Source organism: Halomonas sp. B23F22_20 (assembly GCF_043496985.1).
In the GTDB taxonomy this organism is placed as follows: Bacteria; Pseudomonadota; Gammaproteobacteria; order Pseudomonadales; family Halomonadaceae; genus Halomonas.
In genome coordinates this window covers 1-20,622 of record NZ_JBIEKH010000019.1, presented here as the reverse complement: position 1 = coordinate 20,622, position 20,622 = coordinate 1, and the positions used below count along the sequence as shown (strand labels likewise).

At 63.2% G+C, this 20,622-nt stretch carries 20 protein-coding genes, 2 pseudogenes and 1 CRISPR repeat array (1 of these 23 only partly in view); of the genes and pseudogenes, 8 read left to right on the top strand and 14 right to left on the bottom strand.

Features of this window, described 5'->3' with window-relative positions; genetic code table 11:
• Positions 1-1,556: a CRISPR direct-repeat array (repeat unit 33 nt; unit sequence GTTTCTATCCGCGCAGCCCGTGCGGGCTGCGAC) (it extends 3,906 nt beyond the left edge of the window).
• Positions 1,557-1,745: 189 nt separating this feature from the next.
• The 7 genes from cas2 to ACGTN6_RS15645 all read right to left on the bottom strand — a co-directional run bounded on the left by cas2 (position 1,746) and on the right by ACGTN6_RS15645 (position 9,665).
• Positions 1,746-2,036: a CRISPR-associated endonuclease Cas2 gene (cas2, locus tag ACGTN6_RS15675; RefSeq protein WP_394593299.1), complete on the bottom strand. Its 291-nt coding sequence runs from the start codon at positions 2,034-2,036 to the stop codon at positions 1,746-1,748.
• Positions 2,037-2,060: 24 nt separating this feature from the next.
• Positions 2,061-3,101, bottom strand: coding sequence for a type I-C CRISPR-associated endonuclease Cas1c (gene cas1c / locus ACGTN6_RS15670; RefSeq protein ID WP_394593297.1), 1,041 nt, complete (start codon positions 3,099-3,101; stop codon positions 2,061-2,063).
• 5 nt (positions 3,102-3,106) lie between these two features.
• Entirely contained in the window at positions 3,107-3,745 is a 639-nt protein-coding gene (cas4, locus tag ACGTN6_RS15665; protein WP_394593294.1) for a CRISPR-associated protein Cas4, read from the bottom strand.
• Between the two features lie 9 nt (positions 3,746-3,754).
• The gene (gene cas7c, locus ACGTN6_RS15660) at positions 3,755-4,624 is read right to left on the bottom strand and encodes a type I-C CRISPR-associated protein Cas7/Csd2 (RefSeq protein WP_394593292.1); all 870 of its coding nucleotides are present in this window, start codon (positions 4,622-4,624) and stop codon (positions 3,755-3,757) included.
• Positions 4,621-6,423 carry a type I-C CRISPR-associated protein Cas8c/Csd1 gene (gene cas8c / locus ACGTN6_RS15655; protein ID WP_394593290.1) on the bottom strand — a complete coding sequence of 601 codons (1,803 nt, stop codon included), beginning with the start codon at positions 6,421-6,423 and terminating at the stop codon, positions 4,621-4,623. The genes cas7c and cas8c overlap by 4 nt, the downstream gene beginning before the upstream one ends.
• Positions 6,420-7,088 carry a type I-C CRISPR-associated protein Cas5c gene (cas5c, locus tag ACGTN6_RS15650; protein WP_394593288.1) on the bottom strand — a complete coding sequence of 223 codons (669 nt, stop codon included), beginning with the start codon at positions 7,086-7,088 and terminating at the stop codon, positions 6,420-6,422. Before cas5c ends, cas8c begins: the two co-directional genes overlap by 4 nt.
• Before the next feature lie 351 nt (positions 7,089-7,439).
• The gene (locus ACGTN6_RS15645; protein WP_394593286.1) at positions 7,440-9,665 is read right to left on the bottom strand and encodes a CRISPR-associated endonuclease Cas3''; all 2,226 of its coding nucleotides are present in this window, start codon (positions 9,663-9,665) and stop codon (positions 7,440-7,442) included.
• Positions 9,666-9,817: 152 nt separating this feature from the next.
• Between ACGTN6_RS15645 and ACGTN6_RS15640 the strand changes: the two genes are divergently transcribed.
• Together ACGTN6_RS15640 and ACGTN6_RS15635 are read left to right on the top strand one after the other, a co-directional pair.
• Positions 9,818-10,687, top strand: a complete 870-nt coding sequence (locus tag ACGTN6_RS15640) for a WYL domain-containing protein (protein WP_394593284.1) — start codon at positions 9,818-9,820, stop codon at positions 10,685-10,687.
• 61 nt (positions 10,688-10,748) lie between these two features.
• A complete protein-coding gene (locus ACGTN6_RS15635) occupies positions 10,749-11,753 on the top strand; it encodes an aldo/keto reductase (protein WP_394593282.1) in 1,005 nt (334 codons plus the stop codon).
• A gap of 30 nt (positions 11,754-11,783) precedes the next feature.
• Here the strand turns inward: ACGTN6_RS15635 and ACGTN6_RS15630 are convergent, their stop codons facing one another.
• The 3 genes from ACGTN6_RS15630 to ACGTN6_RS15620 all read right to left on the bottom strand — a co-directional run bounded on the left by ACGTN6_RS15630 (position 11,784) and on the right by ACGTN6_RS15620 (position 13,687).
• Entirely contained in the window at positions 11,784-12,008 is a 225-nt protein-coding gene (locus ACGTN6_RS15630) for a type II toxin-antitoxin system Phd/YefM family antitoxin (protein ID WP_394593280.1), read from the bottom strand.
• Between the two features lie 93 nt (positions 12,009-12,101).
• Positions 12,102-13,082: a DUF4349 domain-containing protein gene (locus ACGTN6_RS15625; RefSeq protein ID WP_394593278.1), complete on the bottom strand. Its 981-nt coding sequence runs from the start codon at positions 13,080-13,082 to the stop codon at positions 12,102-12,104.
• Between the two features lie 53 nt (positions 13,083-13,135).
• A complete protein-coding gene (locus ACGTN6_RS15620) occupies positions 13,136-13,687 on the bottom strand; it encodes a porin family protein (RefSeq protein WP_394593276.1) in 552 nt (183 codons plus the stop codon).
• Between the two features lie 364 nt (positions 13,688-14,051).
• Here ACGTN6_RS15620 and ACGTN6_RS15615 point away from each other — a divergent pair, with 364 nt between their 5' ends.
• From ACGTN6_RS15615 to ACGTN6_RS15600, 4 genes are read left to right on the top strand one after another with little or no spacing between them, the layout of a single operon-like run.
• On the top strand, positions 14,052-14,201 hold the full coding sequence (locus tag ACGTN6_RS15615) for a hypothetical protein (protein WP_183386881.1): 150 nt from the start codon (positions 14,052-14,054) through the stop codon (positions 14,199-14,201).
• A complete protein-coding gene (locus ACGTN6_RS15610) occupies positions 14,201-14,935 on the top strand; it encodes a metal ABC transporter ATP-binding protein (protein WP_394593272.1) in 735 nt (244 codons plus the stop codon). The genes ACGTN6_RS15615 and ACGTN6_RS15610 overlap by 1 nt, the downstream gene beginning before the upstream one ends.
• A complete protein-coding gene (locus ACGTN6_RS15605; protein ID WP_394593270.1) occupies positions 14,919-15,812 on the top strand; it encodes a metal ABC transporter permease in 894 nt (297 codons plus the stop codon). The genes ACGTN6_RS15610 and ACGTN6_RS15605 overlap by 17 nt, the downstream gene beginning before the upstream one ends.
• A gap of 54 nt (positions 15,813-15,866) precedes the next feature.
• Positions 15,867-16,985 carry a metal ABC transporter solute-binding protein, Zn/Mn family gene (locus tag ACGTN6_RS15600; protein WP_394593268.1) on the top strand — a complete coding sequence of 373 codons (1,119 nt, stop codon included), beginning with the start codon at positions 15,867-15,869 and terminating at the stop codon, positions 16,983-16,985.
• Between the two features lie 85 nt (positions 16,986-17,070).
• Here ACGTN6_RS15600 and ACGTN6_RS15595 read toward each other — a convergent pair whose 3' ends face one another.
• The gene (locus ACGTN6_RS15595) at positions 17,071-17,538 is read right to left on the bottom strand and encodes a hypothetical protein (protein ID WP_394593265.1); all 468 of its coding nucleotides are present in this window, start codon (positions 17,536-17,538) and stop codon (positions 17,071-17,073) included.
• A 99-nt stretch (positions 17,539-17,637) separates the two neighbouring features.
• Positions 17,638-18,078, bottom strand: coding sequence for a hypothetical protein (locus tag ACGTN6_RS15590; protein ID WP_394593262.1), 441 nt, complete (start codon positions 18,076-18,078; stop codon positions 17,638-17,640).
• A 445-nt stretch (positions 18,079-18,523) separates the two neighbouring features.
• On the opposite strand from ACGTN6_RS15590, the pseudogene ACGTN6_RS15585 reads away from it, so the two are divergent.
• Positions 18,524-18,622, top strand: a pseudogene (locus ACGTN6_RS15585) (ATP-binding cassette domain-containing protein); the annotation flags it as partial.
• A gap of 80 nt (positions 18,623-18,702) precedes the next feature.
• A pseudogene (locus ACGTN6_RS15580) lies at positions 18,703-18,831 on the top strand (dioxygenase); the annotation flags it as partial.
• A 77-nt stretch (positions 18,832-18,908) separates the two neighbouring features.
• Here the strand turns inward: ACGTN6_RS15580 and ACGTN6_RS15575 are convergent.
• Together ACGTN6_RS15575 and gloA are read right to left on the bottom strand one after the other, a co-directional pair.
• On the bottom strand, positions 18,909-19,865 hold the full coding sequence (locus tag ACGTN6_RS15575) for an ABC transporter substrate-binding protein (protein ID WP_394593259.1): 957 nt from the start codon (positions 19,863-19,865) through the stop codon (positions 18,909-18,911).
• Positions 19,866-19,976: 111 nt separating this feature from the next.
• A complete protein-coding gene (gene gloA, locus ACGTN6_RS15570; RefSeq protein ID WP_394593257.1) occupies positions 19,977-20,510 on the bottom strand; it encodes a lactoylglutathione lyase in 534 nt (177 codons plus the stop codon).
• Positions 20,511-20,622: the final 112 nt, after the last annotated feature.

Sequence of the window (20,622 nt, the reverse complement as noted above, 5' to 3'; positions counted from 1 at the left end):
CACGATGGCGTGCCGATCTTGATTCACCCGGAGTTTCTATCCGCGCAGCCCGTGCGGGCTGCGACGCCACCAGGGCTACACCGCCGGCGCGGTGCTGCTGGTTTCTATCCGCGCAGCCCGTGCGGGCTGCGACCACCTCATGACCCAGCAGCCTAGCTTCCACTGGGTGTTTCTATCCGCGCAGCCCGTGCGGGCTGCGACTTGGGCAGGGTCACGGCATCGGCCCAGGTGGGCCAGTTTCTATCCGCGCAGCCCGTGCGGGCTGCGACAACGCCTCAAGCTCCAGCCCACCCCCGCTAACCTGTTTCTATCCGCGCAGCCCGTGCGGGCTGCGACCTGATCCTTCCGCGGGTCGTCCCGCCAGTGGAAGGTGTTTCTATCCGCGCAGCCCGTGCGGGCTGCGACGTCAGCATGTATCCTGAACAGGGCGGCATGCTGGAGTTTCTATCCGCGCAGCCCGTGCGGGCTGCGACGACCTCGGCGATGCCACCACCAAGCTCGAGCAGGAGTTTCTATCCGCGCAGCCCGTGCGGGCTGCGACCTTATGGCGCCGCACAGTATGGCGTCGAGCAGGAGTTTCTATCCGCGCAGCCCGTGCGGGCTGCGACTGGCAATTGGGCTGGCACGCCGGCGGTGATGCGTGGTTTCTATCCGCGCAGCCCGTGCGGGCTGCGACCGTACTTGCCGTAGGGCGTCCGGTTCACGATGTAGTTTCTATCCGCGCAGCCCGTGCGGGCTGCGACTCCGCACCGTCACCGAGACGGCGCTGCTGATGGAGTTTCTATCCGCGCAGCCCGTGCGGGCTGCGACGCAGTCGCTCTGCCAGACTGCTAACCCCGATAGTAGTTTCTATCCGCGCAGCCCGTGCGGGCTGCGACGTACGCCTGAGCCCAGGCCGTCGGCGTCATAGTCGTTTCTATCCGCGCAGCCCGTGCGGGCTGCGACACGAGATCACTGGCGATCTGATGATTTACCTCAGCGTTTCTATCCGCGCAGCCCGTGCGGGCTGCGACGGAACGCGGGTTAAACCGATTGGGCAACATGCCCAGGTTTCTATCCGCGCAGCCCGTGCGGGCTGCGACCCTTCCTCGATGACCGGCAGCCGCTTGAGACTGGCGTTTCTATCCGCGCAGCCCGTGCGGGCTGCGACTTGGTTGTCTCCCTGACAATCTCCTAGAGGGAAGGTTTCTATCCGCGCAGCCCGTGCGGGCTGCGACGTTCGCCGCCAATGTCCAGTTCGGCCAAGGGATTGTTTCTATCCGCGCAGCCCGTGCGGGCTGCGACAGTCACGTCGTCGCTAACATTCCAATGGGAGGCGGGTTTCTATCCGCGCAGCCCGTGCGGGCTGCGACGCGTCCTTCACGCTGCCGACTGGAGGACTTTAGACGTTTCTATCCGCGCAGCCCGTGCGGGCTGCGACCTGGACAGACTCTGCGATTGCCCGGCCGCCGTGGCGGTTTCTATCCGCGCAGCCCGTGCGGGCTGCGACCCTGTCGGTCGATGAAGCCTATGACACCGACACTGTTTCTATCCGCGCAGCCCGTGCGGGCTGCGACTGCTTCTTTATAACGTATTGAAATATCTATTCAAATATCTCCTTCCAAGCGATTCGCCTCAATGTTGACTACTAAATCAGTCAACCAGCCGCCGACAAAAGAAAAAGAACAAATAAATCATATTGTTAAAGATCTGCGAACTACCTAGCGAAACCCACGACACTTAGGGTTCGCAAAGCTACAGGAGCATCAGAAAACGAGGGGGCCATTCATATCGAGTGACGGCTTGGCACCGATATGCTCGATACGGCTCTTCCAGTTACGGCCCAGGAAATAGAAGCGCAAGCTGTCGACCTCATCATCGATCAGATCAATTAGCCGTTGCCGAAGACGTACCCATTGGTCGGGATCCACCTCAATCTCGAACACAGAGAATTGGACACGTTGCCCGACATCACGGCAGGCCTTGGCGACTCGGCGCAGCCGACCCTCGCCACCGTCGGAAGAAGTGCTGACATCGTAGCTGACCAGAACCATCATCGCCGCGCTCTCCTGACCGACAGGTCATTTCCACAAGAAGGGGGGATAAGCATCAAGATCACCGCGCAGATGGCGCGCCAATAGTTTCGCCTGGAGCAATGGCAACATGCCAATTGGCGACTTCTCATCGACAAAGCCATGGTTGAGCTCCTCGCGCTTCCGATCCTGAAAGGCAGTCAGTACCGTCTTGCGTGCATCGTCGGTCAGTACCACGCCGCCACTTTCAGCAACCGTAAAGTCCTTCTCCCGCAGTTGCCGACGATTGATCAGTGAGAGCGCCAGTCGGTCTCCCAGAAGCGACCTGAACTCCTCGGCAAGATCGAGTGCCAGGCTGGGCCGTCCGGGGCGGTCCCGGTGCAGGAAGCCCACCGAAGGGTCCAGTCCCACGCTTTCCAACGCCGAACGGCAATCGTGAGTCAGCAGGGTATAGAGAAACGACAGCAAGGCATTAATACGGTCGCGAGGTGGACGACGATTGCGACCGGTGAAGCGGAAGGCCTCGCCATCATGACGGACCAGAGTATCGAAGACGCTGAAATAAATCTGTGCGGCTTCACCCTCCAAGCCTCGCAAACCATTCGTAGTCGGTTCACGCAACAGGTCACTCGCGATCCTTCCCAAGCGAGCCCGCACCCTGTCCAACCCTTCTCTTTCGGACGGTGCCAGCTTGCTGCCATAATCGCGCAGCCCCCTGGCGATTACTGCTCGCTGATTATGCACCTTGCCAATCAAGACACCGCGAACGATAGCGGCACTGCCGATTTCGTCATCGCTGGTACGGTATTGGGCACGTCTCAGCAACACATTGCCGGATACCGGCCCTTCGATACGCGCGAGGAACTTACCGTTGGGCGACAAGTGGGTAATGGTGACCCCTTGTTCGGCACAGAAGCCCATCAGCGGTGGCGATACCAGCACCCTGCCGAAGCACACCAGTGATTCGAGCATATGGATGGGTAGCCTCGCCCGCTCCTTGCCCTCGACCTCCATGACCACATTGGCCCCATCCTTCTTGAGCCAGGCACCTTCGGTGGTGATATATAAAGTGTTGAGCTGACGGCGCATGCGTTTCACTCATCCAAAGATTGCAGTTGACGCGCCAGCCAGCGACTCGCCGAGCGCTGCTTTCCCATCACTTGCGGTTGACATGCATCGATCAGCGAGCAGTGATCACAGCGCTTGGCCTCATAAATGGCGGGTGGCGTACGGTCGTTATCGAACAGGGCGCGCGTGTCAGCGATCACACGCCGGGTCAGTGCCCGTAACTCGTCATCGAACAACACGATTTTGCGTCGCCGGGTCTTGCCATAGAAGAGCGCGCCCTGCTTGATCGATACATCCAGCATCTCTTCCAGACACAGCGCCTGGGCGCACAGCTGTACCTCATCGGCACGATGCGACTTGGGCCGGCCCCGCTTGTATTCGATCGGGCGGACAACTGTGGGTTGCTGGGACTCATCAAACTCGACGACATCGGTAACCCCGGTCAATCCCAGTGCCTCACTGGCCAGCGGCAACGCCATGGCAGTATGAATACCTCGCCGACGCTCATGCCCGAGATTGTCGGCACGCTCATGAAGGATACGTCCCTCCGCCGTATAACGGTTTTCCGCCCACTGCTGTTCAAGATGGATCAACGCACATTGGCGTGGACAGAACAGCATATGCTGCAGTGCCGAGAGCGGGATCAAGCGAACGTCATCCTCCATCCCATTCGCCTACAGCTTCTCGTCAACGCTGACCCCGGCCGGCAAGGCCCCGGCATCGATAGAGACGCGATAGTCGCTGTAGTGGCGAGCCGGAGTATTTTCTTCGCCTTCGTCACGCACGACTTTCACAATGTCGAACAGCCGGTGCGCCGGGGCATTGCCCATCGGGTGGTCATGTTTGAAGACGATCAGCTTGCGTGCCGACATCTCACCCCGAGCCGCGGAGCGATCATGCTCGAACATATTGATCAGCGCTCGCCACAACAGCTCTAGATCGTCTTCCGAGAAGCCAGTACGCTCTGCAAGCTTGGCCGATATGTAACCATGCGCACGATAGAGGCCATAGGGAATGATGTGCTTGCGGCCCATGGTGCGCTCTTTTTCGAGGTCTTTTTCGTTGGTGACCGCCATGCGAGTGATCGATACCTCCATGGGCACGACGGGGTCAATCGAACTGGAAAAGGCCATCTGCACCGGGCCACGTACCTGGCCTGAGTTGACCTCGGTGGTCATTACCGCGCCGAAGGTGCGCACATCGAAGAAGTTCTGGCACATCCAGGCGGTCAGCTCGCGCGCCTTGGCCTGGTCCTTCGGCAGCTTCTTGGCCTCGGGCTTGATATCGAGCGCATCATAGGCTTTCTTGTGCTGGTTGTTGAGCACCGACTTCTCCTGCATATAGATGGCGTAGCCAGCGTCATCCTCCTTTTCCAGGGCGACGTAGTTGCGGATCTTGCGCTTGAGGCAGACATCGGTGACCAAGCCCTGGTTGGTCTCCGGATCGAGCCTCGGCAGGTTGCCGGCATCCGGATCACCATTGGGATTGCCGTTAGTGACGTCAAACAACAGCACGAATTCGTAACGGTTGGCGATAGCGCTCATTCTGACTCTCCCTGTTCAGCTTCAGCGTTTTTAGCGAAACTTCCTTTATTGGCAAACCGTGCGCGTGACTGATGATAGTAGCCAATCGCGAAGCGCCCTTGATCCTCGATCAAAAGACTTTTAGGAAATTGATCCTTTAAGCCATCTACGATTTCACTGATGCTACGGGCTATCGCACCAGCAATAGCTTTATCTTTTTCATCACCCTTACGCAGCTTCGACAGGTGGTTCTGGGTATTCCTCAGCAGTACAGGAAAAACGCTAGCCGGCGTCGCCGAAGCTGCACCGTAATAACGATCTCGGATTGTTGCATTTGCATTGGGAATCGCCCTTTCCTGCGCGTTCTCCAGCTCAGCAAACAGTCGCCCCAGCAAATAGCCGGGATGGGTGGAATGAGGATCGAGACTCACGGGCACCTCCTGAGTGGTTGAGTTCGAATGCGCTGAAAGACGCCCCTGTCGGGCCAGCACAGCCTTGCATAGAGCGACACGGATGCCACTGATATCACCATCGTTACGCATGCGCATGATGACGTTTGTCAGCAACGAGTGTGGATAGCGGCTCCCGGTCAGAATGGCGCGTGTCAATTCTCCGGCAAGCTGCGGGGAAACATCCTCAGCTTTTGCCTTGCCATCACGGCTCGGAGCGGTCGCGAAGAGCAGTCGCCACATAGCAGGAGCGACGCCCTTCCAAGGGGAAGGATCAAGTGACATGTCCTGGTGGTGATAAGCATAGTGCTGAGCCAGGTGTTCCAGGCTATCGACATGCCAGAAGCGCACCGATAGTCGCGCCGCGTTAGGTGCCAACCCCAGCACGAAGAATTGGGTATCAGCTTCCAGCATCGGATCCAGTTCTGCCAGGATACGCCCCTCGGCTACCTGCTTCAGTAGGGTACCTAACTTGGCGGCCTCCTGTTCGTCACTGGGCGGCTCGTTGAGCATGGCGAAAAAGCCCTCAGCGGCCTCGGCATGTGCCGTGTCTCTGGCCTTGGCCCAGAACACCACCGTGGCATCGCCGATCTGTAGGCGCTGACGGTTATCGGCATCGCCTCGAAGCAAATGATTCAGCGCCGTCGAATAGCCGAATATAGCCGACTTGGAGATCGAGGCGTTTTGATTCTTGCTGTAGCCGTAAGACTCATAGGCATCACTATTGAACGAAACGAGCGATGCACCAGACGACTGTGCATCCCTGACACCTCGAATCGCGGGATGGTCAGTGCCTAAAGGAGCGAGCTCGCCGGTGATCAGGCACTGCCCCACTCCCCCTTCGTCACTTTCCAGCGCGACGCTCCATAGCCGGCGCGCTTCCCGGTTCTCATGCAGGTACTGCCTCTGGCCATCGAGCCGGAATATGACATTGGTATCCAACACCTCTTCGCCGTACCCAGGGAGTTCGGCAAGTCGCTCCGGCCGCCATTGATCGAGCAGCCTCAGAAAGGCGCTCAGGTCGGGATCATCGCTCTCGCCGAACAGCACAAACTGACGCGCCTTGAATGCCGCATGCTCATCGGCCAGGCGCTTACCTTCACCAGCGGAGACACCAAGGGCATAGGCGGTCTTGTCCCATAACGGATAGGCATGGATTCCCGAGGTACGCCGCTTGTCCACAGGCACCTGACAAGGGCTCGGCCGTGGCTTCTTGCCGGAGGTGTCGCGCAGATCATCGATCTGTAACGGCTTTCCATCCTGGGAAAACACCAGGCAGAAGCTGACTTTCTCGCTGCTGAAGCCTGGCAGCGGCACCTTCTCTTCTTCCGCCAGCCGCTGGTAGTAATCGTTGAGGGCAGAGAGGATCATGCCAGCGCCTCCTCGAAAGGTGGCACCTCGATCACGCCGTCCTGCATTCTGGCGCGAAAGAAACGCGGCGTCTTGCCGTTGGCGAAGTCGATATCGTGCAGCATATAGCCCAAGTCGTGCTCACCGCTCAGGCGATCATCCACGGCAGGCATGGCGGCATCGGCTTCGACCAGTGCAAAGCTGGCGGGAAACTCACGCGTCCCCAGGCACGGCATATGGAAGCATTGTCCCTGCCGGGCGCGACGATTGAAGATATCCAGATGCTTACCGGGGGTATCGCTCTCGTCGGCACGCGAGGTGAACTCGAAGTGCGCCTCGATCACATAGCTGACGTCACGCAGGATCGTGGCAGCGCGCTGCTGACGGTTCTGGTCGACGTAGTAGGCCACATCATCGACGCGCCCCGTCTTCATCGCCTTGGAGACGGTGGAAGCGGGCAGCTTACCCGCCACTTCGTTACGCCGCAGCGACTCGAAACGGATTGGCTTCAGCACATGAATGCGATCCACGCACCAGCGAATCGCTGGTTTCCAATGAATGGCCTCCAGGATACCGCGCGCCGCCGATGGTGTGATTACATCGTAAGAAACCCGCTCGACCTTCATCTCGGGCCGCGTAAAGCAGGCCCGCTCTCCCCAGATATGCAGACGAACCCCATATGCCATCGTTACATCCTTTGGTAGAGATCCGCGCCCCGACAAGCCGGGGCGACAACAGTAAGTACAACCGATAGGTTTCTATCCACTCCCTCACTTGAGCCAGCCCAACCAGATAGGTAGCGCTGCTGCTGCCAAGGAGACCAATAGCCAAACCCTTCTACTGGGCGCTTCAAGCCTGAAAACCGCTGCTCCCCATTCCATGGTCAGCAAGACTCGTCCTCTGCGAATACTACACAGTAGGATGAATTCTCTTGGGTCTCGCTGATGATCGGGGAGCATGGCCTGCTCTCAGCTCAGTTTGGCTGCTCATCAGACTAGTCCCTTATTTCTCACACTACAAATTCCTATCAGTTGTACTTACCACACCAAACTCTCTGCCCCCACATACGTGGGCTCGCTCCAGTTCAATCCCAGCCGGTCGTCGTAGAGATCCTCGTTGACCAGCACCATGAATTGGTCGCCGAACTTATCGGGCTCTACGGCCGCGATGGCACCGACCCGTTCCAGTGCGGCGAAACCCTGCTGCGGCACCTGCACCGTGTAGGGCTGCAGCTTGCGGGAGATGCCCCCTACCCCCTCGGCATACGCCAACTCCCTCAGCGCATCCCGAACCTTGTCATCGTAAGGGATGACCACGGCGCGCTGGTTGTTCTCAATCATTCGGAACTTCTGCTCAAGGGTATCGAAGGGCAGCCCTTCGATACGGCCATCTTCGACCAGCTTCAGCAAGCCATGCTTATCCAGCTCTTGAGGGCCTTGCTGCCAGTACAGCAGCCGGAAATAGGTCTCTATTGCCGACAACGAGAGAGGATCACCTCCGTAGTGCCTAAGCACTTCCCGAGCCACCAGTGCAAACTTCTTGAGCTCAGGCGGAGGTGCCCAGTCGTCGTTGGCGGTGGCAAAGATGGCGACCTCGCTATCTGAGGCGTTGCGACGGCCTTCCCGATTGCATCGCCCAGCCGCCTGGGCGATGGAGTCCAGTCCCGACTCGGCGCGCAATACACGGGGGAAGTCGACATCGACGCCAGCCTCTATCAGCGATGTCGAAATAACCCGACAGGGCTGTCCAGCTTCTAGAACTTGACGTATCTCGGCCAATACTCGGCGGCGATGTACGGCGCACATCGAGGTGGTGAGGTGATAGGCGCCGGAACGATCCGCTAGCGACTCGAACAGCGCCCGGGCGTGGCGGCGGTTGTTGACGATGCACAGCACCTGATCGGTCGCGAGCAGTTCGTCGCGCAGCGCCTCATCGCCCAGCGGGCCGATATGGCGCACGGTGACGCGCTCTAATTGGCGGTACAGGCGCCCGGGTTCCGGTGCAAGTTCTCTGAGGCCACGCAAGCCACCCTGAAAGCTGCGCTCGGGATCGTCGGTCTCGGCCAGCGCCGGCTGAGTCGCCGTGCACAGCACGATGCTGGTTCGATAGTTCAGCGCCAGTTCATCCAATGCCGCCACGCTGGGCCGTAGGAGCGGCAAAGGCATGGTCTGTGCCTCGTCGAGGATCACTACGCTGCCCGCGATGTTGTGTAGCTTTCGGCAGCGCGAGGTCTTGGCGGCAAACAGGCTCTCGAAGAACTGCACCGCCGTGGTGACGATAATCGGCGCATCCCAGTTCTCGCTGTCGCGACGCAGCTTGTCGATGGTATGGCGGTCACTCTGGCTGCCGGCGTCGAAGGCACTATGGTGCTCCAACACCGCCGCCTCGCCATGTTCCCCTAGGGCATCGCGGAACACGGCGGCGTTCTGCTCGACGATACTGGTGAACGGAATCACATAGATCACCCGATCCATGCCGTGAGCAATGGCATGATCGAGAGCAAAGGCCAGCGACGCCAACGTCTTGCCACCACCGGTCGGCACCGTCAGCGTGAACCGGCCGGGGGGCTGAGTGGCTTGAGCGCATACATGAGTGAGTATCTCGCCGCGCAAGCGATTGACGTCGCTATCTGCCTTGAAGGTGGCCAGGCGTTGATTCAAGGCATTACGTAGCACCTCCAGCGATGGACCGCCACCCCGCTTATGAGCGATGCCTTTCTCATGCTGGGAATAGAAGGCCTCAGTGTCGATAAAATCAGCATCGACCAGGCAGGAGAACAGCATTCGAGCCAGAAAGGCATACTGGAAGAAGGCCCTGTCGCGGCGCTGCTGAAAATGTGGCGGGGGCAACAACTCTCCGGGCAATGCGACCTCTTGCTGCCATACCGCGTCGAGTGGAGGCAAGTCGGCTTCCAGCCGGTTCTTCAGCGGCGTGCGCTCACCAATGTCCCGACCATTGGCCAGCCCCGCGTGATGCCCTGCTATCAAGTAGGCCAGCAGGCGGCCCACCTGCGGATATTTTTCAATCGCAATATGAGCACCGGCCGTAGAGTGATCGACTCGTTCCGGAGAGCCCTCTAGGCGGCGCTGGAAAGGAAGAGTGTACTTGCCGATATCATGCAGTAAGCCAACTGCGCGCCCCCACTCAGCAGCACCAAACCGACTTGCCCGCTCGGCGGCCATGCAGCCCACCACCCTCAAATGGCTCTCTAGGGTCTGCCAGTCGGATTTGTCGAGTGTAGATGTGGAGTGTGCGTAGAACATGCGTCCCTGCCATCATCGAATCATCCTGCGCCTAGCTAAGCATGCCTAATTCACCTTCGCCACTCCCTGATAATTCATCCACCATATTCTTCAACCCGGTCTTGATGCGGGTTACCCACATCCCTGATCGGTTACCACAGACGGAGACCTGAATGGACGCTCGCGACCCGATCCCCTGGGACACCCTGGCCCGCTACCGTCTCGTAGAAATATTGGCCACATGGGAGGGGCGTGTGGTGGCCGCGCAGATCGGCGAGGCGTTCGGCATCGGCCGTCAGCAGGCCCAGAAGGTGCTGCGTCGCTATCGCGAGCGGGCGCCTGAAAACCTGGCCTACGACGAGTCACGGCGCGGTTTCCTGCCCACGACGAATTTCCAGCCCCGCTTCACCCGGGGCCGGGTCGAAGAGTACCTACACTTGCTCGGCGCTCACGCGGATCTGGACTCGCCCTTCGCCGGCCTGGGGCTGGGCGCGGCGGACACCGAGTCGCTGCCGCTACCGAGCCGGGCGGTGGACCCGCATGTGGTACGCGAGGTGGTGAAGGCGGCTCGAGCGGGGCGCCGGCTGGAAGTGGTCTACGCCTCTTTCCGCAGCCCCGCCGGAGAAGAGCGCATCCTGGTACCGCACACCCTGGTGTTCGCCGCCGGGCGCTGGCACGTGCGGGCCTACTGCGAGAAGCATCGCGAATACCGGGACTTCGTACTGAGCCGCTTCCGCGGCACTCCGGAAGATAGCGGCGAAATGCTCGGCGAACACGGCAAGAACGGCGACGATGCTTGGCAGACGCGGGTAGAAGTGCGACTCATCCCCGACCGTCGCCTTCCCCCGGAGGAGCGCGAGATGCTGGCGGTGGATTACGGCATGCGCGACGGCGAGCTGAGACTCCACTGCCGCGGACCGCTGGTGCTCTATGCCCTGCGCGAACTCGGGATCAACCCGCACCATGTGGAGACCGAACCCCGCGCCCAGCAGATCGAGATCGCCAATTTCCCGGCGCTGGCCGAGTGGATCCAGTGGGCCTGAGCCGGCATGATGCCCTCTCCCGCTCTGCCCTCTCTTAGCCACATCGCCAACGAGGATTGCTATGTCGCCCTTCTTCGCTCGCCTCAAGGAAGTCGCTTCGCCCCGCATCGGCCTGGGCGCCATGAACCTTTCTCACGGCTACGGCAGCCCGGTGCCGGAGCCCGAGGCGGTGCGCGCCCTGCAGGCGGCGTTCGACATGGGCTATCGCCACGTGGATACCGCAACCCTCTACGGGGCCACGGCCAACGAGTCGCTAGTGGGCAAGGCACTGCAGGGCCGGCGTGATGAGATCCTGCTGGCCAGCAAGTGCGGCATGGCCATCGACCCCGAGCAAGGCAAGAAAGTGATCGACGGCCGCCCCGCCACGCTGCGCCGGCAGTGCGAGGCGAGCCTGGCGCGGCTACGCACCGATCACCTGGACCTCTACTACCTGCATCGCTGGGACAAGACGGTGCCCATCGAGGAGAGCGTGGGCGAGCTGGGGCGCCTGGTGGAGGAAGGCAAGATCGGCGCGGTGGGCCTGTCCGAGGTGTCCGCCGCAACCCTGCGCCGTGCCCGGGCCGAGCATCCCATCGCCGCGGTGCAGTCGGAATACTCGCTGTGGACGCGCAATCCACAGATCGGGCTGATCGCGGCGTGCCGCGAGTCGGACACGGCGCTGGTGGCGTTCAGCCCGCTGGGCCGGGGCTTCCTGACGGGGGCGGTGGAGGATCCCGCCCGCCTCGAGGAGAGCGACATGCGCCGCAGCATGCCGCGCTTCAGCGCCAAACACTACCCGCACAACCTGCGCCTGCTGGACGACGTCAGAGCCGTAGCGCGGGAGCAGGACACCACACCCGGCCAGTTGGCACTGGCCTGGCTGCTGGCCAAGGGCGACGACATCATCCCCATTCCCGGGTCGCGCTCCGTCGAGCACATGCGCCAGAACCTGGCGGCGGAAGCGCTGCGCCTGGACGCCGCGACCGTCGCCCGGCTGGACGCCATGCTGACGCCCGACCAGGTGATGGGCGGCCGCTACGGCGCGGCCCAGCAAGCGGAGATCGACACCGAGGAATTCGCCGACTGACCCCGCTTCGCCCAGCCGCTGCCACCGGCCTCAGGCGTCCTGCTCACGCTCCAGGTCGACATAGAGGTTGTCCAGGTGGTCGGCGCTGGGCGTCGTCTCGCCCGTCAGCCGCTGGTAATTCTCCAGCGACATCAACACCGCATGGCGCCCGTTCCGGCGCGTGATGACGATCGGCCGATGCCGATCGCAGACCGCATCGCACAGGCGCTTGAGCCTGTCGCGTGCCTTGGCGAGGGTGATGACCTCCAGGTCCATGACGTCGCTCCCCGTTCCCCCATGGCTGTGGGCATTCAGTCTAGCCGACTCCGCTACCCCACTCGCCCGGGGCCAGCGGACCGGGCCCCGGCATCATTCGCGGCCCGATGAGCCGTCTTCTTCCGACGCCTGATGACGCGTGCGTCGCCGCGCTTTCATCCGCCCCAGGCCACGCCGCAGCGGGCGCCATAGCCGGCTGAGCAGCCACAGCACGGGCAGGCCGAGCACCAGCCAGGGCGTCAGGAACACCACCACCAGAATGACCTGGCCGAGCGACTCGAAGAACAGCGAGGCGCTGCGATCGAGCGCCCGCCACAGCGGCGCCAGCACGCCGTGCTGGCGGGGTTCCACCCAGCGCTGCTCCTGGAAGCTGGCGGCGATCGCCACGCTGTCGGTCACCCGGGCCAGGTGGCGCTGCCGGCCCTGCATCGATTCGATCTCACCCTGCACCCGGGCCAGCTCCCGCTCTACCTGCAGCAGGTCCTGGATGCGCCGTTCGCTGAACTCGCGCCCCTCCTGGGCGAGTTCGGTGAGCCGCTCGCGCAGCACGACCTGCTGGGCGAGGCGAGCCTCGAGGTCGATGATCTGCTGGGTGCGGTCTTCGCGGGTGATCTCGGCGCCGCTGAGCGCCGGCGACTCGCTGATCAGCCGCAGCGGTTCGGCGTCCTCCAGGGTCGCGCGGTCGATGCGCAGGCCCAGGTCGCCGCTGGCCAGGCCGTGGCGCGGAGTGTCGAGCCGGCCGCGCTCCACCCGGCAGCCCTCGGCGTCAATGCAAGCCGCCTGGATTTGCCGATAGGCGTCGATCAACGGCTCGGCCGCCTCGAACTGCAGCCGGTAGGCGCGCCGTTCCTCGATGCGGGCATCGGATGTGCCATCCGACGCGTCGGGCACCGCGGCGCGGCCGGCCTCCATCTTGGGCGACTGGGTCACCATGGCTTCGCTGGGGAAACGGCTCGCTTCGAAAGAGGCGCTGCGGGTAGCATCCTGCGGGGCGGGGCCGTCACAGCCGGCCAATGCCCAGGTCAGGCCCAGGGCGAGCAGCGGCAGGCGGCGACGGCGGAGAAAGGCGGGCATCGGCGGGTCGTCCATGGCACGAGAGTCGCTTCCAGCGTAGCACTAGGCTCCTGCTAGAAGGTGTAGACGACGCCGGCGCTGACCATGTCGATGTCACCGATTTCGTCGGTGTCGATGCGCTCGACCTCCACGCGGCCGGTGATGTCGAGCAGCTCGAAGCGCGCGCCCAGGCCGTAGACCGGGTCGGTGCCGGAGTCGTCACGGTTCAGGCCGGCACCGCGCCGTTCGGCATCCCAGTCGGCCATGCCGGCCTTGGCATAGACGCCCAGCGGGCCGAAGCTGAGACCGGCCACGCCCATGGCCTCGAAGGCTTCCACGTCCAGGGTCGCCGAGCGGCCGTTCACCTCGCCGTCGAGGGTGCCGCCGTTGACGTAACCGAGCTCGGCGCCAAGGTCGAGGAAGGGCAGCCAACCGACGTTGTAGCCGGCGGTCAGCTTCCACAGCTCCGATTCGTCGTCGAAGTCGTTGTCGCCGTGCATCTGGCCGACGCCACCGCCGAGGTAGAAACCGGTGCTACCGGTGGCCAGGGCCGGTGCGGCGGTCAGGGTCAGGCCAGTCGCCAGGGAGACGGCGAGCAGGGAACGCAGCGGGGTCATGCGGGACATGTCGATTCCTTCCGAACACTTGGGATGAAGGCCGGCAGTGTAGCGCGCCAAAGGGGTCACGGTAAGGTCGCTGACGACACCGTGCCCGCCGTCTCGAATCGGCAACGGGCGGCGACACGATGCTAGGATGCCGGAGCTGAATACCTTAGAGACGCCCGATGCCCCGCCGACGGCGCGCTCAACTTCGCCACCGGCATGCTGGTTAAGCGAGCTGCCCTTTCAGGGCGAATACGCCTGGCTGGTCACCCCCGGAGCGGCTGGGCGTGGTGCTGCGCTACGGATCCGGCGGCCGGTGCCACACGGCGCTGGCGAGCGCCGATATTGTTATGTTATAACCACGCCACGCACGCGGAGACGTTTCACCATGGCGCATAGACCCCACCGCCATCGCCCCGAGGGGCCTTGCCATTTTTCGCTGATGTCGCTGTCGGCGCCGCGCCGGCTGCTGCTGGTCGCCGCCCCGCTGGTGGCGCTGTGGCTGGCGGTCGCCTGGGCGACGGGAGGCTTCTCCTGATGGCCCGCCTGCAGCTCCACGACCTGCAGCTCGCCCGCGGCGGCCAGACGGTCCTGGAGCACCTCGACGGCCGCTTCCAGGATGGCGCGGTGACCGCGCTGATCGGTGCCAACGGCGCCGGCAAGAGCACCCTGATCTCGGCCATCATGGGCATGCTGACGCCGGTGGCCGGCCGCGTGGAGTGCGCAGTGCCCCGCGAACGCTGCGCCTGGCTGCCCCAGCAGCTAGCCCTCGACCTCACCTTCCCGATGAGCGTGGAAGAGCTGATCATGAGCGGCACCTGGCCCAGCCACGGCGCCTTCAAGGGCTACTGCGGCCCGCACTACCGGCGCGGGCGCGAGATCATGGCGCGCCTGGGCATCTCGCACCTGGCCCATCGCCAGCTCGGCGAGCTGTCCGGCGGCCAGCGCCAGCGCGCCCTGCTCGGCCGCACCCTGATGCAGGAGGCCGAACTGCTGCTGCTCGACGAGCCCTTCGCCAACGTCGACATCGAGACCGTCGAAGTGCTGATGGACGTGCTGCGCGACATGGCCCGCGAGGGCGCCACCCTGATCGTGGTACTGCACGACATGGAACAGCTGGCCCGCCTGGCCGACGACGTGCTGCTGCTGGCCGGCGGCCACGGCCGCTGGGTCAGCCCCGAGGCGCTGCTCGAGCATCACACCGGCCAGGCGACCCGCGCTCCGCGTCTGCCCTTCGACTTTCCCGAGGACTCCCATGCTGGCACTGCTTGACGCCTGGTTCGTCGCGCCCTTCGACTACGGCTTCATGCAGCGCGCCCTGGTGGCCGGCCTGGCGCTGTCGCTGGCTGCCCCGCCGCTGGGCGTGTTCCTGATGCTGCGCGGCATGAGCCTGATCGGCGACGCCATGTCCCACGCCATCCTGCCCGGCGTGGCGCTGGGCTTCCTGTTCGCCGGCTTCTCGCTGCCGATGATGAGCCTCGGCGGCATCCTCTCGGGGCTGCTGGTGGCGGTGCTGGCCGGCAGCGTCTCGCAGATGACCGGCCACCGCGAGGACTCGGCGATGGCCAGCTTCTTCCTGATCTCGCTGGCCGCCGGGGTGATGATGGTGTCGCTGGGCGGCAGCAGCGTCGACCTCACCCATGTGCTGTTCGGCTCGATCCTGGCGGTGGACTCCACCGCGCTGCTGCTGATCGCCGGCATCGCCACCCTGATCGTGCTCGCCCTGGCGGTGATCTTCCGCGCCCTGGTGGTGGAGTGCCTGGACCCGCTGTTCCTGCGCGGTCAGGGCGTGCGCGGCGGCGTAGTGCATGGTGTCTTCCTGGGGCTGGTGGTGCTCAACCTCACCGCCGGCTTCCAGACGCTGGGCACCCTGATGGCGGTGGGCCTGATGATGCTACCGGCCACCACCGCGCGCTTCTGGAGCAATCGCCTGGAGGGCCTGATGGTCATCGCCATCGGCGTGGCCCTGGTCGCCAGTGCCGGCGGCCTGCTGCTCTCCTACCATCTTAGCCTGCCGTCCGGCCCGGCGATCATCCTGCTGGCTGGCGTCGCCTACGTGGTCTCGGCCCTGTTCGGACGCCAGCACAGCCTGAGCGCCCGCTTCCGGCGCCGCGCCGCGCCCTTGAACCCGTCAGGCCCTGCGTCCTGACGCCTCGTTCCCTTGCTGCTTACACCCTCGTTTCCACCGACGGAGCCCGACCCGATGCCCTTCGCCAAGCCTTCCGCCCTGCTCGTCGGCGCTGCCGCGCTAGTGACCCTGCCCGCCGCCCAGGCCGACGAACGCGTCCAGGTGCTCGCCAGCTTCAGCGTGCTCGCCGACATGGTCGAACAGATCGGCGGTGACCACGTCGAGGTCACCGCCCTGGTCGGCCCCGACAGCGACGCCCACGTTTTCACGCCGCGGCCCACCGACGCCCGCGCCCTGGCCGAGGCCGATCTGGTGGTGCTCAACGGCCTGCAGTTCGAGGGCTGGATGTCGCGCCTGGTCGAGGCCAGCGACTACGCGGGGCCAACGGTGGTGGCCACCGACGGCATCGAGGCCGCGCTCGGCGAGGCGGCTCACGATGACGCTGGGAACCACGACGGGCATGATCACTCGGCCCACGACCACGATGACCACGCGCATGAAGTCCATGACCATGAAGCCCATGACCATGCGGCACATGGCCATGACGAGCACGAGCACGAGCACGAGCACGAGCACGAAGCACATGATCACGATGACCATGGCCATGACCACGCCGGCCACGCTCACGACCATGGCGGCCTAAACCCCCACGCCTGGCTGGACCTGGGGCTCGGCGAGTTCTACGTCGACAACATTCGCGATGGTCTGATCGCCGCCGACCCGGCCCACGAGGCCGACTACCGCGAGCGTGCGGCAGATTACCAGGCTCGGATCGATGCCCTGGACGCCGAGGTGCGCACGCTAATCGGCGAGCTGCCTGAGGACACCGCGGTGATCACTGGCCACCAGTCCTTCAACCACTTCTCCCGGGCCTACGGCCTCGAGTTCCTCTCGCCGGTCGGGCTGTCCACCGAGGCGGAGCCCAGCGCGGCGCGCATGGCCGAGCTGATCGAAGTCATTCGGGGGCAAGGCGTCCAGGCACTGTTCCTGGAGAACATGACCAGCCCGGCGATCATCGAGCAGCTCGCCGAGGAAACCGGGCTGCCGATCGCCGGAACCCTCTACTCCGGTGCCCTGGCCTCCGAGGGCGAGGCGAGCACCTGGCTCGGCATGATGCGCCACAACGCCGAGCTGCTGCACGACGCCCTGGCGGCGCCGGGCACGGCCCACGAGCACGACGATCACGATCACTGAGTCGCGCCGCACTCCCCTCGCACGACGCCGCCTTCGGGCGGCGTTGTCTGTTGCTCCCCCAGGCATGCCTTGAATGCCAGAGAATCTAGAGTCCGCAGGTTGCACGGAAATCCTCCATCGCCCTGGCCGATCCCGACAGGCCAGTGCTGAAGAACGTCCCCGCATCGCTCCCACTAATCGACAACTCTGTACCTTGCGCGAAGAACTGTTTGCCTTCGCTACCCAACATCAGCTTACCGATCAGAGCGTTATCGCCACCACCCAGATATTCGGTGTCGATGGCATAGCGACCGGTCCGTCCATCGGACAGAGTAATCCAGACCAGCAGGGCTGGCTCACCCCTGAGGCTGGCATGCAGCGGCTCGGCCCCGCCCAGCAGGGTGAAGGACAGGTGCTGCTGACTGCGATAGCAGCCAAGCATCAGTGTCTTGCCGCCATTCCTGGCCTCGTAGAAGGCCCGATCAGGCTGCGCGGGCGTGCTATCCACCCAATCCTGCGCCACTGCCGCCGACGCCAGCATCGAGAGCCCCATCGCGAGCAAGATTTTCCGCATACTCTCCCCTCTTTAACCCGATATTCTCCAACTGCAGCGTCCTCGTTCCGGGCTTTGGGCTTTGGGCTTTGGGTCCTGGTTCAGAGAGAAACCGCGGCACTATCCCAACATCAAAGGATAGATGACGTAGGTCCAGATGAGGTATAGAAAGACGAAACCCAACGCCATCTTGAAAGCGATCCAGCCCAGACGAATCGCGATATAGATGCCGGGGATCAACATATACCCCAGTGCCGCACCAAGCCCGGCGGTAATATATTGAGGCTTCTCGACCCCGAGTCCGAAATAATCGTTCAGACCGAGGCCGAACCCAATCAGCGCACCAATGACGGCAAGGAGGAAAAACACCCTGCGCGGTATACCGAAATAGATTGACGCGAAAAAACCTTCAACCGCATCCGGTGATGTCGGTGCCGTATGAACAGGGGCATCCGGAACGTGTTTCCTCTCCGACAACTCTTTCAAATTTTGCGTTGTGCCATCCGTGGCGATGCCGCTTGACAAATAGGTATCCATATTCCGCTCAGCATCGGATTTCATGGCACACCTCTTTTGGGAATCATGTAAGCATACTCTTCACGATTTTCAGCGTATTTGGGAGCTTCCATCTGGTCAAGCGACCACTGGGGTGAGCGATCATAATCGTAGACGAAGGGAAGCCGATGCACGCACTCATCAGTGGCTTTCCACAATATGTTCTGCGAAGAAGGCATGAGAAAAACAAACAAATGAAAGCTTCTCATGAGACGAAATAACGAAATCCCTGCGTCCGAAAATTAGTCTTTCACCTCTCATATAATGAGAAGTCTGGCCGCCGAGGATATCGTTGAGCCTGGATCAACTGCAGACGTCTCATCCGCCAGCCAGGATTTCTCGGAAGAGTTCGAACGTATCTTCGCCTGAATCGGCTCATCGGCCGTTGAACGCCAGGGAGCCTGCCATGCTCGAGTTCCGCCGGGTGCACAAGGCCTAGGGCCCGCTGCGGATGCTGGAGGGCGTCAACCTGAGGCTAGGGGCGGGCGAAAGCCTGGCGCTGATGGGCGAGTCGGGCAGCGGAAAGTCGACCCTGCTGCACCTGGCCGCGCCCTGGCCACGCGTCCCGCCCTGCTGCTCGCCGACGAACCCACCGGCAACCTCGACGAGACCACCGCGGAGGCGGTGCTCACCAACCATCCCACGCCCGAACACTTCCAGCCGCTGCTGGTGGCTATGGGCGCCGGAGTCCGGGCCGAACGGCGCCACCACAGCATGGAGCACGGAGCGCTGACCATGGATCTCTACGCCTTCGCTTGACGCGCTTTTCTGACGCCACCAACGAACGAGGCCGCCCCGAAGGGCGGCCTCGTCGTGCAGGGTGGCGTTGGCCGAGATCAGGCCTCGGGAATCTCCAGCGCCTGCTGCACCACCGGCCAGGCCGGCTGGCCGTCGCGGGTGGTCACGCCGTCGAGGAAGGCCTGGACCTTCGCCGGATGCGCCCGCAGCCATTCCAGGGCCACCGCGTCCGGCTCGCGCTCCTCGTAGCTGAAGCCGAGGATCATCTGGCTCTGGTCGTCGGCAGTGAAGCTCAGCTGGTCGAGCAGACGCGTCGCATTGGGATGGGCGTCGGCGAAGTCGGTGGTCACCAGGGTCTTCACGTCGCTCGAACCCTGGTTCGCCCCCCACAGGTCTTCGGGGTCGTCGAGGAACTTCACGTCGTATTCGATGTTCATCCAGTGCGGCGTCCAGCCGGCGAAGACGATCCACTCGTCGCGCGAGATGGCGCTCTTCACCGCGCTCAGCATGCCCGGGGTGGAAGTCTCGGAGAGGCGCCAGTCGCCCAAATCGTAGGCGTTGCTGTCCACCGCGCCGTTGAGGATCTCGCTCATCCCGGTGCCCGCCTCGATGGAGTAGACGGTGCTCTCCAGCTTGTCGGCGTACTCCGGATCGTCCAGCTGCTCGGCGGAGGTCAGGCCGGCGTCATAGACGTAGGTGGGCACGGCGAAGCCGAGGCGCGCACCGTCGACGTTATTGCCCAGATCCTTCAGCACGCCCTCTTCCATGGCGGTGTCGTACATGCCCTTCTGAGCAGGCAGCCAGCCGGCGAGGAAGACATCGACTTCGTGCTGGGTCAGCGCCTCGTAGGTGATGGTGGCACCGAGCTCGGCCGACCGGGGCGCATAGCCGAGGGTCTCGAGCAAGGTGGAGGCCAGGGCGGTCTTGACGGTCACGCCGGGCCAGGAAGGCACAGAAAAGCGGACCTGGGCCGATTCTTCGGCCTGGGCCAGGCCGCCGAAGGCCAGCAGGGAGCCGGCCAGCACGAGCGAGAGGGGGCGATGGGACAGGGACATCGGGACTCCTTGGCGGGATATGCCGTGGTAAAACACGCCGCCGACCCTAATGCCATCGGGCTATATCGACAAGCCGGGCCGTCAACGCTCGTCGACGGCCCGGCGGCGGCGTCAGTCGCCCTTGCCGACCATCTTGGCGGCCTCGACCACCTCGATCCAGTAGCCGTCCACGTCCTTGACGAAAACCACATCCTTCATCTTGCCCTGGTCCGGACGCTTGATGAACTCGACCTCGTTGGCGTCGAACCAGGCCACGGCGGCCTCCAGGTCCGGCACCGAGAAGCAGATGTGACCGAAGCCCTGGGGCTCGGCGTTGCCGTCGTGATAGGCGAAGTCTGCCTGATCCTCGGTGCCCCAGTTGTGGGTCAGCTCCAGCAGCCCCTTCTGGCCGAAGGTCCAGACGGTACGCTCGTCGACGTCCTCCGGCACCCGATCGCTATCCTCGAGCTTGGCCAGGAAGTACAGCGAGAACTGCATCTCCTCGAAATCGAGGCGGCGCAGCACGCGCATGCCGAAGACCCGCGAGTAGAACGCCAGCGAGGCTTCCGGGTCCTTGACCCGCAGCATGGTGTGATTGAGACGAAAGCCGTCGGTGTCGCCGGTAGGCGTCTTGACGCCGGGATGTTGCTCGCCAGTGAAACTCATGGGATCTCCTAGTCCACGCTCGAAAGATATATCGGGTATGGAGGCAAGCGGACCACTTTTCCACCCCGAAGCCCAAAGTCCGAAGCCCAAAGTCCGAAGCCCAAAGTCCGAA

Coding starts and splice junctions, on each gene's coding strand:
- cas2 (WP_394593299.1), bottom strand. CDS start 2,036: ATGATGGTTCTGGTCAGCTACGATGTCAGCACTTCTTCCGACGGTGGC.
- cas1c (WP_394593297.1), bottom strand. CDS start 3,101: ATGCGCCGTCAGCTCAACACTTTATATATCACCACCGAAGGTGCCTGG.
- cas4 (WP_394593294.1), bottom strand. CDS start 3,745: ATGGAGGATGACGTTCGCTTGATCCCGCTCTCGGCACTGCAGCATATG.
- cas7c (WP_394593292.1), bottom strand. CDS start 4,624: ATGAGCGCTATCGCCAACCGTTACGAATTCGTGCTGTTGTTTGACGTC.
- cas8c (WP_394593290.1), bottom strand. CDS start 6,423: ATGATCCTCTCTGCCCTCAACGATTACTACCAGCGGCTGGCGGAAGAA.
- cas5c (WP_394593288.1), bottom strand. CDS start 7,088: ATGGCATATGGGGTTCGTCTGCATATCTGGGGAGAGCGGGCCTGCTTT.
- ACGTN6_RS15645 (WP_394593286.1), bottom strand. CDS start 9,665: ATGTTCTACGCACACTCCACATCTACACTCGACAAATCCGACTGGCAG.
- ACGTN6_RS15640 (WP_394593284.1), top strand. CDS start 9,818: ATGGACGCTCGCGACCCGATCCCCTGGGACACCCTGGCCCGCTACCGT.
- ACGTN6_RS15635 (WP_394593282.1), top strand. CDS start 10,749: ATGTCGCCCTTCTTCGCTCGCCTCAAGGAAGTCGCTTCGCCCCGCATC.
- ACGTN6_RS15630 (WP_394593280.1), bottom strand. CDS start 12,008: ATGGACCTGGAGGTCATCACCCTCGCCAAGGCACGCGACAGGCTCAAG.
- ACGTN6_RS15625 (WP_394593278.1), bottom strand. CDS start 13,082: ATGCCCGCCTTTCTCCGCCGTCGCCGCCTGCCGCTGCTCGCCCTGGGC.
- ACGTN6_RS15620 (WP_394593276.1), bottom strand. CDS start 13,687: ATGTCCCGCATGACCCCGCTGCGTTCCCTGCTCGCCGTCTCCCTGGCG.
- ACGTN6_RS15615 (WP_183386881.1), top strand. CDS start 14,052: ATGGCGCATAGACCCCACCGCCATCGCCCCGAGGGGCCTTGCCATTTT.
- ACGTN6_RS15610 (WP_394593272.1), top strand. CDS start 14,201: ATGGCCCGCCTGCAGCTCCACGACCTGCAGCTCGCCCGCGGCGGCCAG.
- ACGTN6_RS15605 (WP_394593270.1), top strand. CDS start 14,919: ATGCTGGCACTGCTTGACGCCTGGTTCGTCGCGCCCTTCGACTACGGC.
- ACGTN6_RS15600 (WP_394593268.1), top strand. CDS start 15,867: ATGCCCTTCGCCAAGCCTTCCGCCCTGCTCGTCGGCGCTGCCGCGCTA.
- ACGTN6_RS15595 (WP_394593265.1), bottom strand. CDS start 17,538: ATGCGGAAAATCTTGCTCGCGATGGGGCTCTCGATGCTGGCGTCGGCG.
- ACGTN6_RS15590 (WP_394593262.1), bottom strand. CDS start 18,078: ATGAAATCCGATGCTGAGCGGAATATGGATACCTATTTGTCAAGCGGC.
- ACGTN6_RS15575 (WP_394593259.1), bottom strand. CDS start 19,865: ATGTCCCTGTCCCATCGCCCCCTCTCGCTCGTGCTGGCCGGCTCCCTG.
- gloA (WP_394593257.1), bottom strand. CDS start 20,510: ATGAGTTTCACTGGCGAGCAACATCCCGGCGTCAAGACGCCTACCGGC.